This is a genomic window from Streptomyces sp. NPDC087440 (assembly GCF_044744005.1).
In the GTDB taxonomy this organism is placed as follows: Bacteria; Actinomycetota; Actinomycetes; order Streptomycetales; family Streptomycetaceae; genus Streptomyces.
On sequence record NZ_JBIUXN010000002.1, the window covers coordinates 210,390 to 224,624 of the forward strand.

A 14,235-nucleotide genomic window follows, 5' to 3' on the forward strand; every position below is an offset into this window, starting at 1 on the left:
GGGGACACCGATGACGTACACACGCGGCGGAGACCCTTCTCGGCTCACCGGCAGACCGCCGGTCGATCCGGCCGTCAGCGAGGCGTCCCGCCTGCTCTGCGCGGGGACATACCTGGACGGCGCGTACCGCGACGCGGTCCTGGACGAGCTGTACATCCACGAGGAACGCATTCCCGCACCCTCCTACGGCTTCGACGCGACCCGCGTCCTCGCACACGCCCTGCGCGCCCGGAGGTTCGAACTCGCCTGGGCCTGGGGCATGTTGGCGCTCTGGGTGCTGGCCTTCCCGCTCACCGGCGGCCTTGTCCTGCTGCTCCTGATCCCCTTCCTGACCCTCGCGGTCGCCCGGTGGATCAGGGGCCGGGCGCCCAACCCGCCGTGGCCCCGGCGCCTGCTCGCCTTCCTGGTGCGGCTGTACGGGCGCCTGGTGCTGGCCCTGTCCCTGTTCGGCCTGGTGCTGACGGCGGCGTCCGGCGCGCAGTGGTCGGCGGACCTGGTCCGTTGGGTGGTGAACGCGCTGCTGCCGGACGTGATCGCCACGGTGCCCCCGACGGGGAGCGTCGGCGGCGGGGCGGGCCGGGCCTGGGGCGTGCTGGCCGTGTTCGCGCTGATCGCGGCGGCGGTGGGGCTCCAGCGCGGGCAGTTCGCGCGGGTCATGGCGGGCGAGCTGTCGCCGCGCAGGTTCGCGGACCGTGCGGCGGACCCGGCGGAGCAGTCGACCGGGGTGCGGTTCGCGCGGCTGCGGCGGCGGATCGCGGTCGAGCAGCACTCGCCGCTGATCATGTACCGGTCCGGCGACCCGTTCTGCGGCGCCGGGTACTCCTTCCAGCCGTGGGCGCTCGCGGTGGAGCTGAAGCCCCGCAAGGACCGCAAGGAGCCGCCGGAGACGGTCTCCAACACGGAGGTGCTGCGGCGGGTGTGGCCGCTGGTGGCGGAGCTGCGCGTCCCCTCCGGCGAACCGGTGCGGGCGGCGGCGGTGCGCGACCGGCTGCGGGAGCTGGTGCTCGACGAGTGCGTGTTCCTGCCGGTCACCGGGCTGCCGAGGCGTGAGCTGGCACCGTACGGCCACCCCGACTACGAGCGGCACCGGGCGGGTTCGGTCGAGGAGGGCGGCGAGACGCGCCGGCACTTCCTGCGGATCCGGGTGGGCGGCTGGAACGAGGAGGTCGTCACCACGGTGTTCGTACGGGTGCACACGCAGGGCGGGATGCTGATGCTGGAGGTCGCCCCGCACGTGCTGCTGCCGGTACGGAGGCTGTTCCAGGAGGCGGACCGGATCGCGCACCAGTACCGGCACAACAGCTGGTTCGGCAAGGCCGTCTGGGCGTGCGCACACACCCCCGCCTCGCCCGGGGTGGCGCTGGTCTCGCTGTGGCGGGGCGCGGTCGGCGTGTGGAAGCTGCTCACCGGCGGCCACGGCGGCGCGATGCCGGACGGACCGTCGTACTCCGTACGGGAGTTGGCCTCGGACGGCGATGCGTCGCTCTTCCAGGAGATGGACTTCGACCGCTACCTCAAGAGCATCCAGGACCGGGTGGCGGGCGGGGTGAAGGCGGCGCTGCGGGACGCGGGCTGGCAGACGGAGGAGTTCGCGCAGCAGGTGGTCAACGTGGTCAACAAGTCGCTGCACATCGGCTCCGTGCACAACAGCGCGTTCGCCGTCGGCGACGACAACAGGATCAGCAACCAGGGCGACAAGGGGGGCGGCGGCCATGGCACGTCGGCAGGCACAGGATGACGACGCGGGCAGGGAGACGGGCCCGGGGCGCAGCGAGATCAGCTTCGGGACGGTCTCGGACAGCGCGTTCGCGATCGGCGACCACAACAAGGTGAGCAGCACGCACCACGGGTCCACCGACGTCGCCCCGCGCGACGAGCAGCAGGCCGAACTCCTCCTCGCGGTACGGAACCTGCGGGAGGACCTCGCGCGTTGTACGCGTACGGGACCCGTGGAGGTGCTCGACGCCGAACTCGTCGCCACCGAGGACGACATCACCGCCACGGGTGAGGCCGCCCCCTCCCGGCTGGCCCGGCTGCGTGCGGCGCTGACCACCGCCGAGGGCGTGACCGCGATGCTCGCCTCCGGTGCGGCCGTCGGGCAGGCGGTCGGCGGGCTCCTGGGGGGCTGAGCGGTGTCACCCGCCAAGGGCCGCGACGATTCGTTCTGGAACGAGGAGACGCAGAGCTGGGACACCCGGGGACAGGGCCGCGGCCAGGACCGCAGAGGACGCACGGAGCCGCCGGTGGCCCCGCCGTCGCCGCCGCCCGTGCCGCCCTCGCCCGCACCGCCTGCGCCGCCCTCGTACGTGTCGGAGCCCGAGGCCTCCGCTCCTCCCGGCCCGTACCCACCGAGGCCGTACTCCCCGGAGCCCGAGGCGCCCGCACCCTCGGACCCGTACGTCCCGGACTCCTACACCCCGGACGCGTACACCCCGGACCCGTACGCCGCCGATCCGCATCGCGATCCGCATCGTGATCCGACCCCCCTGTACCCGTACCGGGAGCCGTCGCCGGAGGGGTCGTCCTTGCCGCCGCTCCCCCCGTCGTCCCCCGGCGGGACGCGGGGCCTGCCGGTCGGGCCCGCCGGGTTCGGGCGGGGCCGGGGACAGCGGGTGCGGCTCTGGGCGCTGGTGGTGGTGCTCGGGCTGGTGGTCGGCGGGGGCACGGCCTGGCTCCTGCAACGGGACACGGACAAGTCCCCCGTGGTGACCGCCAGTCTGAGCGGCCGGCCCGCCTCCGCGAGCGGTGCGCCGTCCGACGTGCCGCCCCCGTCCGCCCCGGAGACCGCCGGGGCCACGGACGAAGCGACCGGGAGCACCGGGAGCACCGGGACCTCCGCCGGTACCGAGGTGCCTGCCGAACCCACCGCCCCCGCCGACCCGGCACTGCCCGCCGGGTTCGTCCGGGTCGAGGACAGTACGGGTGTGGTCCTCGCCGTGCCCGAGGACTGGCGGCGCAGCGAGCGTGGGCTGAAGGTCGTCTTCTACACGCCGCCCAACGAGCCTCCTGCGTCGGAAGCACAGCGCTACCTCCAGTTCTGGCCGGTCCTGGAGCCGGGCTACGACTCCATGGACGCCCTCCGCCGGACCGTCAAGGACCACCAGGGCTCCAGGAACTACCAACAGCTCTTCCTGGGTGCCAAGGCCGATCCCCGCCTGGCCGAGAGTGCCGAGCTGGTCTACACGTACGAGCGGGACAACGGCGTGCGCGCGCGGGTGGTGGAGCGTGCGTTCCGCGCCCCCGACGGTCAGCTCTACGCGTTCCTGGTCTTCTCCCCGGCCGACGAGGCCCAGGAGCAGTACCGCGTCCTCACCGTCGCCCTGGCCCACTTCGACCTCGCCGACACGCCCTGATCGGGCCTGGCCCGCAGGGCGATCACGGACCTACCATGTCCCCCCGCTCGTAAGGGAGTTCATCGGCACGGGGCGGGGGTGGAGGGGGAGCGGGCCATGGCGCACCATGACGACCTCGCGCACACGGGTCCGGCGGAGGACGGAGCGGGGGAGCACCCTCGCTCGCCGTTCAGCACGGGCAAACCGGGCCGGCGCTTCCGCTTCACCCCGGCGAACGTACTCCTCGTCGCCCTCGGCCTGCTGATCGGCATCGGTACGGCCTGGCTGGTCCAGGACCGCCCCACCGACCCCCCTCAACCCCTCGCGGCCCCACCGAAGTCCACCCGGGCGGCCAAACCCCTCCCCCCAAACCCCAGCTCACCTCCTCCCACCCCCACCCCCACCCCCACCCGCACCGCATCCCCCACCCTCCCCGACAACTTCGCCGTGATCCGGGACGCCTCCGACGTCACCCTCGCCGTCCCCAGCGGCTGGCGGCGCGACGAGGCCGCCTCCGTCTACTACCGGTCCCCCAAGTACCCGTACAGCCGCTTCCTCCAGTTCTGGCCCCTCGCCGAGTCCCGGATGAGCGCGACCCGCGCCCTGCGCGTCACGGTCGCCACCCACCGCCACTACCCCGGCTTCGAACTCCAGGCCCTGCACCCCACCACCAAGGGCGCCGCCGAACTCGTCTACTCGTACGACAGCACCCGCACCGGCCGCCGCCTCACCCTCATCCAGCGCGTCTTCCCCACCCCCGACGGCAGGCGCTACGCCCTCGCGGTGGTCGGCCCGGCCGAGGAGTGGCCCCGCCAGCGCAACACCCTGGAGACGGCCCTGCGTTACTTCCAGCCGGTGGAGGACCGGCCGACGCCCGCTGGCTAGGGTGACGCGTCACGGCGTACGGGGGACGGGGGCGGAACATGTCGCGGGGTGAACGGCCGGCACAACTGGGCCACTACGAGGTGGACGAACTGCTCGGCGCGGGCGGCATGGGCGAGGTCTACCTCGCGCACTCGCCGTCCGGGCGGGCGGTCGCGGTCAAGGTCATCCGCCCGGACCTGGCGAACACCCCCGGCTTCCGGGAGCGTTTCGCCCGCGAGGTGCAGGCGGCGCGGCAGGTCAGCGGGGCGTTCACGGCACCGCTGCTGGACGCGGACACGGAGGCGGACACCCCGTGGATGGCGACCCAGTACGTGGCGGGGCGCACGCTCGCGGAGACGGTGAAGGAGGACGGCCCGCTGCCCGCCGACGAGGTCTGGCGGCTGGCCTCGGGCCTGTGCGAGGCGCTGCGCGACATCCACCGGGCGGGCCTGGTCCACCGGGACTTCAAGCCGGGCAACATCCTGCTCGCGGAGGACGGGCCGAGGGTCATCGACTTCGGGATCTCCCGGGTCGCCGACACGACCGCGCTCACGCAGAGCGGGCAGGTGATGGGAACACCGCCGTTCATGGCCCCGGAACAATTCCTGGACGCGAAGTCGGCGGACGCCCCGGCGGACGTCTTCGCCCTGGGCTCCGTCCTCGTGTACGCGGCCACCGGCCACGGCCCCTTCGACGCGGACACCCCGTACGCGATCGCCTGGAAGGCGGTCCACGACGCCCCGGACCTGACGGGCCTGCCCGCCACGCTCCTCCCGGTGGTGGAACCCTGCCTCACGAAGTCCCCACCCCTGCGCCCCACCCCGGAGACCCTGCTGGGCCTCCTCTCCTCCCGCCGCGAGAGACGCACTCACCGGAGCGCCGCAAGGGAAGCGGCCCGCCGCTGCACCCGGCGACGCAGGGCGGGCCTGGCAGCGGCCGCGCTGGTGACCGCCGGGGCGCTCGCCGGGGTGTGGGCGTGGGGGCCCTGGGCCCATGAGGGTCGACCCCCTGCCCAGGGGGCGGAGACCCGGAAGAAGGCACCGGCTCAGGCACCCGTCCGGCTGGCGGGGTGGAAGCCGTGGACATCATCCGTGGTGCAGACGGACTATCGGGGTCCGGACAGTCATCTGACTTGTGTGTACGAGCGGTCGTCGCTGTGGTGTTCCGGTTCAGGAGTTCTGCTGACCCGTCTCGACCCGCTGACCGGGAGGGTGCTGTGGCAGCAGAAGGGCTCCATGAGCATTGCCCCGGACGGGCCCGTTCTGGACGGGGAGAGGGTGTACGTCACCGGGGTGGCCGGGGCGGAGGAAGGGGTCGTTCACACCTGGGTGTTCAACGCGGAGTCGGGAAAGCTCATCGACCAGGGCGTCGTGTCCGGCACGGAGGGGTGCAGCCTTGCCGAGGAGTTGCTCGCCTGCCGGAAGGACGGCCGGATCCGGGCCCGGTCCTTGCAGGAATCACGTTGGATGTGGAGCGCTGCCCCCGGCTGGGAGCCCTACACCGTGCCCTTCTGGTCGGAGAGCAGCAACAATTTCCTGGTGCGACGGACCAGCGGCGCGGGACAGGTCCGACTCGGCGAGATCAGCCGTGTGGACGGGCGCTTCACGTGGACATGGGACGTTCCTCAGGGACAGAACGTGCGCTCCGTCACCGGCGACCACATCTACCTGGAGGCCACGACTCAGGGGCTGGCGACGAAGGTGACCCGGGTGGACCGGCGAACCGGTAAGGCCGCCATCGTTGAACTTGCGACCCCGGAGGAGGTGTTGACCGTCCGTGGTGATGTCCTCTACACCCGCCGCTACTCCGGGGTGATCACCGCATACGACATGAACAAGCGTGCACGCCTCTGGACCGCTGTCCTGTCGGGCGACTTCGTTTCTCAGCCGGTCGTCGAGGGCGAGTACGTGCTCTTCACCACGGACGATGCGAAGGTCGTCGCTCTGGACCGGAGGAACGGCGGCATCCGCTGGCAGTACAGGACCCCGCGACCCCCGCAGCCTGTTCGGCGTGGCAGAGACGACGGGCACTTCTCCAGGGAGGCCCCGATGCCGATCGTGCTGGGTGACATCGTGTTCGCTCCCATCACCGAATTCCGGGTGCACTCCTTCCTCATTTCTCAGGCCGAGGCCGCCGCACAGCGCTCGCACTCGTAGGCCAGCAGCTCACCCGCACCGCCGATGAACCGCCCCACCAGGAGCGGCGTGCCCGCGAGCTTCCGGCGGCAGCGGCAGCACTCGTCCTCACCGTCGGCGAGAAGGTACGTGTTCAACTCGGCGCGCGCGGCGGAGGGTTGACGACCCCCCGTGGCCAGGTGCGCCCACACCGACTTGCCCCCGCCCACACGCGGCGTGATGCCGATGCGCGCGGCAAGGGCGGCGACCAGCGGAAGCCCGCGCCCGGACAGGGCGAGCGGGTCGACGGCGAGGCCCCCGGCGGGGAGCGCGGGTGCGGCGGGGCAGTCGTCGCCGACCTCGATGAGCAGGGTGTGGGGCTGGCGCTCGACATACAGGCGGTAGCTGGGGGAGTCGGTGTGCTGCACATTCCCCACGAGCTCGCTGGTGATGAGCGCGGCGTCATCGGCGAACCGGTCCAGCTCCCAGCAGGAGAGGAGCGAGCTGAGGATGCGGCGGAGGTGGGTCAGGTGGGAGGGGTCGTAGGGGAGCGTGAGGGTGAGGTGGCTGGTGGTCATGGCAGACCTCTCGGGTCGGTCAACAGGCCGCTCGGCGAGCACAGTTGAGATTCCGTGAGGATGAGCGTGCACCTGGATCGATGCTTGGGCAAGATATTCCCCGGTGATGAATCGGTACGGGTGAACATTGACCAAACCGCTTGAGCGACAAGCCGTGGAGGGTCATCATGCGGCCATGGCTGAACGTGACATGCCGACGATGCGCAGTCGGCGCCTGGGCAATGAACTACGCAGGCTGCGGATGGAGGCGGGGCTCAAAGTCACGGATGTGGCCGAAATCCTGGAGTGCGGGCAGCCCAAGATCAGCCAGATCGAGAACGGCAAGCGGGGGATTCGTCAGCTGGACCTGACGATGTTGCTCAACGCGTTCGGCGTTGAGGACGAGGGGTACCGGGCCGGCCTCAAGCGGCTGGCCCGAGAGGTTCACAAGGTGGACTGGTGGACCTCGGAAGGACCTTTGCTTCACGACGCCTTGCGGGACTTCTTGACGCTCGAGGTCGACTCGGACGTGCTCCGCACCTATGAACCGACGCTGATTCCCGGGCTACTCCAGACCGAAGGACAGATGCGTGCCATCTTCGACACCGGTCATCTCGCACACCGGGCGGACGCCTTGGTCGAGGCGCGGTTGCGGCGGCGGGAAATACTGCTGAATCCAACGGAGTTCGACCTCCGGGTGGTGATCGACCTGCACGCCATCCAGCGGCTCCAGGGTGGGCGCGACCTGGTCGTCGAGCAGCTTGAGCACTTGCTCAGGGAGATGGAGAGGCCGAACGTGACGGTTCAGCTGTTGCCGTACGATGCGGCCGTCCGTCCCGCACAGTACGTGCCGTTCTGCCTGTTCACGTTGCGTGGTGAGCCTGCGTCAGACGTCGTCTGGTTGGAGCACCTGACCGGAGGTAGCTTGCTGGAGCAGCGTAAGGACGTACAGGTCTACGCTCGCGCATGGAACGAGCTGACGGCAGCGGCAATGACCCCATCGAGGTCGCGCCAGTACCTACAAGACGTGATCAAGGAAACTCGTACGTGAAATCCTCTTCTGCGAACTGGTTCAAGAGCAGCTACAGCGGTGGCGACAACGCGTGCGTCGAGTGTGCAACCCTCCAGCCCGTCTCGCACGCCATCGCGGTCCGGGACTCCAAGGACCCCGCTCGCGGCACGCTTCACTTCACGGCCGCCGCCTGGCGAACCTTCCTCCAGGAGCAGGCGAACGCCCCCGCCAACAAATGAGTTCTGCCCATGCCCACCCGAACCGGTCGGCCGCTCTCAGAGCGCACCAACAACACCCACCCCCGGCAGCGCCCCCGCCTCTCCAGAGTGGGACATTCAGGCGCGAAAGTGTCCCACTTCTGAGACACCCCTCCCTGCCCCTGATGGCGGAAGCCTGGATTCCGGGGACTGGATGGCCTTATGTGCGCCGAACGTATATGTCCCAGCACGGCCACCTCCCTGAAATCCACCCACCCACACCAGCAACCAGCTTGAGCACCAACCCCACGACGGCCCGCACCCGCAAAGCCCAGCCCAGCAGCCCCATTCAGGTCGGCGCACCCCCACCGGCAGCCATCAGACGCATGCACCCGCCACCACGAGCCGACACCCCACCCACACACCCGCCGCCCGGCAACGGCGTACGACAACTTCCCGGACCTTCTCCGGGGCCATTTTTCGGCCGTCCTCCGCACAACGAAACCTGCGCTGGAGGGGAGCCCGTCAAGGGTGGAGCGCATGCGACATCGGCGAAGCCGACGCGACGTAGGAGCGCCCTTGACGGGCTCCCCGTAAGCGCCACACTCCGGTCCAGAGGACGGCCCCACCAACACCCGATCCGGGCCAATCAGCCACCACCCCCCTCGCCCCCCCCCGGAGGAGGACGCACGGCTGGACACGGCGGCGGCGGAGTACCTGCGCCGCCGCACGACCGAACAGAAACGCAAGAAGGCCGCGAAGTCGAAGAGGGCCGCACAGGAGCGAGAGGGACCGACCCCGCCCGGTCCCTCAGAAAATGATCAAGTTCGGATTGCCGGACGGCCAGTCGTGGAAGCAGCCCAGTGACCGTTCCACTCCACGACAACGGGGGCACTCCCATGGCCGGCCTCTTCACCAAGCGCAACCCCAACCCCAACCTCAACGTCATCGCCCTCAGCGACCGCGACACCCTCCTCGCCCTGCTCCAGAACACCCTCGACGCCACCACCGCCGACGACACCGAGCGCCCGGGACTGGAGCGCGCCGTCGCGATCCTCACCGACGCCCCCACAGCCCCACAGGCCGAGCTCCGCGGACGCTGGGCCCGGGAACGTATCGAAGCCGCCGGAGTGAAGGTCGAGGCCGACTCCGTGCAGGCGATCAAGGCGCTGCGCAAGGCCGAACCCGGGCTCGGGCTGTACGAGGCCGTCGTCATGACGAAGGAGGCGGCGGCCCTCGACGGGGACGGGCGGTGAGCATCCGCCCCGATCAGGTCTTTTGTCCCCACGGAAAGTGACTCATGGCACTTTCGGCCACGTAAACGGCATGCTTTCGGTCCGTGGGGGGAGGGGTTCCGCCGCCAGTGCTCCTGGACTGGCAGGGACCAGCCCCCTGGTCCTTTCGGTAACGGAAGGCAAAAGCGACGTGTCGGCAGAAAAGACCATCCATGTGGGCGGGGAGTGGCGGGCAGCCCTCTCCGGCTCCACGCGCGAGATCCTCGACCCCGCGGACGCGAAGCCGTTCGCCGTGGTCGCCGAGGGCGGCGCGGAGGACGTCGACGCAGCAGTCGCCGCCGCGAGCGAGGCCTTCGCGGGCGGGCAGGGCGTCTGGCCGCAGACGCCCACCGCCGAGCGCGCCGCGCTGCTGCGCCGTGTCGCCGACCTCCTCCAGCGCGACCGCGAGGAGCTGGGGCGGCTGGAGGCGCAGGACGCCGGAAAGACCGTGGAGGAAGGGCGCGTCGACATCGACTGCGTGACCGACGCCTTCCGCTACTTCGCCGACCTGGTGATCGGGGAAGGCGCCGGGCGGGTCGTCGACGCGGGGTCGGCGGACATCCACAGCGTCGTGGTGCACGAGCCGGTCGGCGTGTGCGCGCTGATCACACCGTGGAACTACCCGCTCCTCCAGGCGAGTTGGAAGATCGCACCCGCGCTGGCCGCCGGTAACACGTTTGTGGTCAAGCCCAGTGAGATCACGCCCATGACGACCGTCGCGCTCATCGCGCTGCTGGTCGAGGCGGGCCTGCCGGAGGGTGTGGCGAACGTTGTCACCGGGCCCGGCGCCTCGGTGGGTGCGCGGATGTCCGAGCACCCGGACGTCGACCTCGTGTCGTTCACGGGGGGACTCCTCAGCGGTACGAAGGTGATGCAGGCCGCCGCCGAGACCGTCAAGAAGGTCGCACTGGAGCTGGGCGGCAAGAACCCCAACGTCGTCTTCGCGGATGCGTGCGCGACGGAGGAGGGGTTCGACACCGCCGTCGACCAGGCGCTGAACGCCGCCTTCATACACAGCGGTCAGGTCTGCTCGGCCGGATCGCGGCTCATCGTGGAGGAGTCGGTACGGGAGCGGTTCGTCGCCGAACTGGCCCGCCGGGCCGAGAAGATCCGGATCGGGCGGGGGACCGAGAAGGGCGTCGAGTGCGGACCGCTCGTGTCCGCGTCGCAGTTGGAGAAGACGGAGTACTACGTCGCTGCGGCGCTGGAGGAGGGTGCTGTGCTGCGGGCCGGTGGCTCGCGGCCCGAAGGGCCCGGCTACGAGGGCTACTTCTACCGGCCGACCGTGCTGGACGGCTGCCACCGGGAGATGCGGGTCGTCCGCGAGGAGACCTTCGGGCCGATCCTGACGGTCGAGAGCTTCGGTACGGAGGCGGAGGCGATCGCCCTCGCCAACGACACCGAGTACGGGCTCGCGGGCGGGGTCTGGTCCGCCGATCCGGGGCGGGCGCGGCGCGTCGCGGCGAAGCTGCGGCACGGGACGGTGTGGATCAACGACTTCCACCCGTATCTGCCGCAGGCGGAGTGGGGCGGCTTCGGGAAGTCCGGTGTGGGGCGGGAGCTGGGGCCGGCGGGGCTGGCCGAGTACCGGGAGTCCAAGCACATCTACCAGAACCTGAACCCCACCCCGGTCCGCTGGTTCTCGGGCTGACCCCCACTCCCGGTGACCTCCGGGACCCCGCTTTCCCCAGCCCCCTCGGGCTCGGCCCCCAGTCCCCTTGGGCGGCGGGGCCGCCCCCCCCCGGGGGCGGAACGGGCGGGCAAGGGGGCGGCCCCTCCCGCTCCCGGCCCACCCGGGTGCCGCCCCTGGCCCAGCCCCTGCGCCGGACGCGCGTCCCGAGGGGCCCCGGGCCAGGGCCCTACACCGGACGCCCGTCCAGAAGGAGGCCGGCACGTTCCGTACCGGAAAGGCAGGTCCCCAACCCCGCCCCTTCACCTAAACCCGCGGGGCAATTGCACGGTTCCCGTGCAGGCGCGTCGTGGCTGGTCGCGCAGTTCCCCGCGCCCCTGAAGGGGCACGGATGAGCAGCCCGGCACAGGACGGTCGCGCCCGCGCGGCGGAGCCGCACGTGCAACACAGCCCCGCGCCCCTGACGGGGCACGGCCCCCTACGTACCCCAACCCCATTACGCGACAGAACCTTCGCCAGAAGAGGAGCAGCACCACATGCCCGAGCCCATCCACGACTACGACTACGTCGTCATCGGCGGCGGCACCGCCGGTTCCGTGATCGCCTCCCGGCTGACCGAGGACCCCGACATCCGCGTCGCCGTCATCGAGGGCGGCCCCTCCGACGTGGACCGGCCCGACGTCCTCACCCTGCGCCGCTGGATGGGTCTCCTCGGCGGCGAGCTGGACTACGACTACCCCACCACCGAGCAGCCCCGCGGCAACTCGCACATCCGGCACAGCCGCGCCCGTGTCCTCGGCGGGTGTTCGTCCCACAACACGCTGATCGCCTTCAAGCCGCTGCCGAGCGACTGGGACGAGTGGGAGGCGAACGGCGCCGAGGGCTGGGGGTCCGCCGCCATGGACCCGTACTTCGGCAAGCTGCGCAACAACATCGTTCCGGTCGACGAGAAGGACCGCAACGCCATCGCCCGCGACTTCGTCGACGCCGCGCAGAGCGCGCTCGGCGTCCCCCGCGTCGAGGGGTTCAACCAGAAGCCCTTCGAGGACGGCGTCGGCTTCTTCGACCTCGCCTACCACCCGGAGAACAACAAGCGTTCGTCCGCGTCGGTCGCGTACCTCCACCCCTTCCTCGACCGCCCGAACCTCCACATCATGCTGGAGACCTGGGCGTACGAACTGGAGCTCGACGGCACCCGGGCGCGCGGCGTCCGGGTCCGTACGAAGGACGGCGAGGAGGTCCTCGTACGGGCCACCCGTGAAGTCCTCGTCTGCGCGGGCGCGGTGGACACCCCCCGCCTGCTGATGCACTCCGGGATAGGCCCGGCCGCCGACCTCGAGGCCCTCGGCATACCCGTCGCCGTCGACCTCCCCGGCGTCGGCGAGAACCTCCTCGACCACCCCGAGTCCGTCATCGTCTGGGAGACGAACGGGCCGATCCCCGAGAACTCGGCCATGGACTCGGACGCGGGCCTGTTCGTGAAGCGGGACCCGGAGCACGCGGGCCCCGACCTGATGTTCCACTTCTACCAAATCCCGTTCACCGACAACCCGGAGCGCCTCGGGTACGAACGCCCCGCGCACGGCGTGTCGATGACCCCCAACATCCCCAAGCCGCGCAGCCGCGGCCGCCTCTACCTCACCAGCGCCGACCCGGCCGTCAAGCCCGCCCTCGACTTCCGGTACTTCACCGACGAGGACGACTACGACGGCCGCACCCTCGTCGACGGGATCAGGATCGCCCGCGAGATCGCCGCGTCGGCTCCGCTCGCCGGATGGCTGAAGCGGGAGGTCTGCCCGGGTCCTGAGGTCACCTCCGACGAGGAGCTGAGCGCGTACGCGCGCAAGGTCGCGCACACCGTGTACCACCCGGCGGGTACCTGCAAGATGGGCGCCCCGGACGACGAACTCGCCGTGGTCACCCCCGACTTGAGGATCAAGGGACTCGACGGCATCCGCATCGCCGACGCGTCCGTCTTCCCGACCATGACCGCCGTCAACCCGATGATCGGTGTCCTGATGGTCGGCGAGAAGTGCGCAGAACTGCTGGCCGAGGCCGCTCAGCAGCAACCGACCATCTCCGGAGGTGCCGCGTAATGAGTACGACTCCCGCCACGAAGGCCGCCGAGCCCCGCAAGGACGCCGCCGAGCCCGTCTTCTCCGTACGCAACCTCTGGAAGGTCTTCGGACCCAAGGCCGACAAGGTCCCCGGCGACCCGGACCTCACCGGTCTCTCCGTCGCCGAACTGCGCGAGCGCACCGGCTGCACGGCCGCCGTCCGCGACGTGTCCTTCGACGTGAAGAAGGGCGAGGTCTTTGTTGTCATGGGGCTGTCCGGCTCCGGAAAGTCGACCCTGGTCCGCTGTCTGACCCGGCTCATCGAGCCGACCTCCGGCTCCCTCGCCATCGACGGCGAGGACGTCCTGTCCATGGACAAGAGCCGCCTGCGCGAACTGCGCCGCCACCGTGCCGCCATGGTCTTCCAGCACTTCGGCCTGCTCCCGCACCGCACCGTCCTCGACAACGTCGCGTACGGGCTCGAAGTGCAGGGCATGGGCAAGGCCGAACGGCGCGCCAAGGCCGCCGAGGTCGTCAGCAAGGTGGGTCTCGACGGGCTGGAGAGCCGCCGCCCCGGCCAGCTCTCCGGCGGCCAGCAGCAGCGCGTCGGCCTGGCCCGCGCGCTCGCCGTCGACCCCGAAGTCCTGCTCTTCGACGAGCCGTTCAGCGCCCTGGACCCCCTCATCCGGCGCGACATGCAGGAAGAGGTCATCCGCCTCCACCAGGAGGAGGGCCGCACGATGGTCTTCATCACCCACGATCTCAACGAGGCCCTGCGCCTGGGCGACCGCATCGCCCTGATGCGCGACGGCGAGATCGTCCAGCTCGGCACGCCGGAGGAGATCGTCGGCTCCCCGGCGAACGACTACGTACGGGACTTCGTCCGCGACGTCCCCCGCGAGCAGGTCCTCACCGTCGCCTCCGCGATGCGCACCCCCGAGGCGGGCGACGCCGAATCCGGCCCGGCCGTCTCCCCGGAAGCCCCCGTGTCGGAGGCGATCGAGGCCCTGGTCCGCACCGGTGAGCCCACGGCCCGTGTCATGTCCGAGGGGCGTCTGCTCGGCATCGTCGACCGCGCCTGCCTGCTGTCGGTCGTCGCCGGAACCCTGGCGGTGACTGCCTGATGAGGTACGTCAGTAGCGCCTTCCGGTTGGGTGGGGTGAGCGCGTGAGTGCCGTGACCACCACCTCCGCAACGC

General features: G+C 70.9%; 12 protein-coding genes. 11 read left to right on the top strand and 1 reads right to left on the bottom strand.

The window, feature by feature from the left end:
• The first annotated feature begins 10 nt into the window (after positions 1–10).
• From ACIO3O_RS05640 to ACIO3O_RS05660, 5 genes are all read left to right on the top strand, one after another.
• Entirely contained in the window at positions 11–1,738 is a 1,728-nt protein-coding gene (locus ACIO3O_RS05640; RefSeq protein ID WP_401742310.1) for a hypothetical protein, read from the top strand.
• Positions 1,713–2,129 (top strand): hypothetical protein, encoded by a 417-nt coding sequence (locus ACIO3O_RS05645; RefSeq protein ID WP_401742311.1) that lies wholly within the window; start codon positions 1,713–1,715, stop codon positions 2,127–2,129. Before ACIO3O_RS05640 ends, ACIO3O_RS05645 begins: the two co-directional genes overlap by 26 nt.
• 3 nt (positions 2,130–2,132) lie before the next feature.
• Positions 2,133–3,353 carry a hypothetical protein gene (locus ACIO3O_RS05650; RefSeq protein WP_401742313.1) on the top strand — a complete coding sequence of 407 codons (1,221 nt, stop codon included), beginning with the start codon at positions 2,133–2,135 and terminating at the stop codon, positions 3,351–3,353.
• A 96-nt stretch (positions 3,354–3,449) separates the two neighbouring features.
• Entirely contained in the window at positions 3,450–4,217 is a 768-nt protein-coding gene (locus tag ACIO3O_RS05655) for a hypothetical protein (RefSeq protein WP_401742315.1), read from the top strand.
• A 38-nt stretch (positions 4,218–4,255) separates the two neighbouring features.
• Positions 4,256–6,352 carry a protein kinase gene (locus ACIO3O_RS05660; RefSeq protein ID WP_401742317.1) on the top strand — a complete coding sequence of 699 codons (2,097 nt, stop codon included), beginning with the start codon at positions 4,256–4,258 and terminating at the stop codon, positions 6,350–6,352.
• Here ACIO3O_RS05660 and ACIO3O_RS05665 read toward each other — a convergent pair.
• Positions 6,316–6,888 carry an ATP-binding protein gene (locus ACIO3O_RS05665; protein ID WP_401742320.1) on the bottom strand — a complete coding sequence of 191 codons (573 nt, stop codon included), beginning with the start codon at positions 6,886–6,888 and terminating at the stop codon, positions 6,316–6,318. The two genes, ACIO3O_RS05660 and ACIO3O_RS05665, sit on opposite strands and share 37 nt — an antisense overlap.
• 175 nt (positions 6,889–7,063) lie before the next feature.
• On the opposite strand from ACIO3O_RS05665, the gene ACIO3O_RS05670 reads away from it, so the two are divergent.
• The 6 genes from ACIO3O_RS05670 to ACIO3O_RS05695 all read left to right on the top strand — a co-directional run bounded on the left by ACIO3O_RS05670 (position 7,064) and on the right by ACIO3O_RS05695 (position 14,161).
• Complete coding sequence (locus ACIO3O_RS05670) at positions 7,064–7,918, top strand: helix-turn-helix domain-containing protein (RefSeq protein ID WP_401742323.1); 855 nt, start codon at positions 7,064–7,066, stop codon at positions 7,916–7,918.
• The gene (locus tag ACIO3O_RS05675; RefSeq protein WP_401742325.1) at positions 7,915–8,118 is read left to right on the top strand and encodes a DUF397 domain-containing protein; all 204 of its coding nucleotides are present in this window, start codon (positions 7,915–7,917) and stop codon (positions 8,116–8,118) included. The genes ACIO3O_RS05670 and ACIO3O_RS05675 overlap by 4 nt, the downstream gene beginning before the upstream one ends.
• Before the next feature lie 857 nt (positions 8,119–8,975).
• The gene (locus ACIO3O_RS05680; protein ID WP_401742328.1) at positions 8,976–9,332 is read left to right on the top strand and encodes a hypothetical protein; all 357 of its coding nucleotides are present in this window, start codon (positions 8,976–8,978) and stop codon (positions 9,330–9,332) included.
• Between the two features lie 169 nt (positions 9,333–9,501).
• Positions 9,502–11,001, top strand: a complete 1,500-nt coding sequence (locus ACIO3O_RS05685) for an aldehyde dehydrogenase family protein (protein WP_401742329.1) — start codon at positions 9,502–9,504, stop codon at positions 10,999–11,001.
• Positions 11,002–11,516: 515 nt separating this feature from the next.
• Positions 11,517–13,076 (top strand): GMC family oxidoreductase, encoded by a 1,560-nt coding sequence (locus ACIO3O_RS05690; protein WP_401742331.1) that lies wholly within the window; start codon positions 11,517–11,519, stop codon positions 13,074–13,076.
• On the top strand, positions 13,076–14,161 hold the full coding sequence (locus tag ACIO3O_RS05695) for a glycine betaine/L-proline ABC transporter ATP-binding protein (RefSeq protein WP_401742332.1): 1,086 nt from the start codon (positions 13,076–13,078) through the stop codon (positions 14,159–14,161). The genes ACIO3O_RS05690 and ACIO3O_RS05695 overlap by 1 nt, the downstream gene beginning before the upstream one ends.
• Positions 14,162–14,235 lie beyond the last annotated feature (74 nt).

Coding starts and splice junctions, on each gene's coding strand:
- ACIO3O_RS05655 (WP_401742315.1), top strand. CDS start 3,450: ATGGCGCACCATGACGACCTCGCGCACACGGGTCCGGCGGAGGACGGA.
- ACIO3O_RS05645 (WP_401742311.1), top strand. CDS start 1,713: ATGGCACGTCGGCAGGCACAGGATGACGACGCGGGCAGGGAGACGGGC.
- ACIO3O_RS05695 (WP_401742332.1), top strand. CDS start 13,076: ATGAGTACGACTCCCGCCACGAAGGCCGCCGAGCCCCGCAAGGACGCC.
- ACIO3O_RS05665 (WP_401742320.1), bottom strand. CDS start 6,888: ATGACCACCAGCCACCTCACCCTCACGCTCCCCTACGACCCCTCCCAC.
- ACIO3O_RS05690 (WP_401742331.1), top strand. CDS start 11,517: ATGCCCGAGCCCATCCACGACTACGACTACGTCGTCATCGGCGGCGGC.
- ACIO3O_RS05660 (WP_401742317.1), top strand. CDS start 4,256: ATGTCGCGGGGTGAACGGCCGGCACAACTGGGCCACTACGAGGTGGAC.
- ACIO3O_RS05680 (WP_401742328.1), top strand. CDS start 8,976: ATGGCCGGCCTCTTCACCAAGCGCAACCCCAACCCCAACCTCAACGTC.
- ACIO3O_RS05670 (WP_401742323.1), top strand. CDS start 7,064: ATGGCTGAACGTGACATGCCGACGATGCGCAGTCGGCGCCTGGGCAAT.
- ACIO3O_RS05640 (WP_401742310.1), top strand. CDS start 11: ATGACGTACACACGCGGCGGAGACCCTTCTCGGCTCACCGGCAGACCG.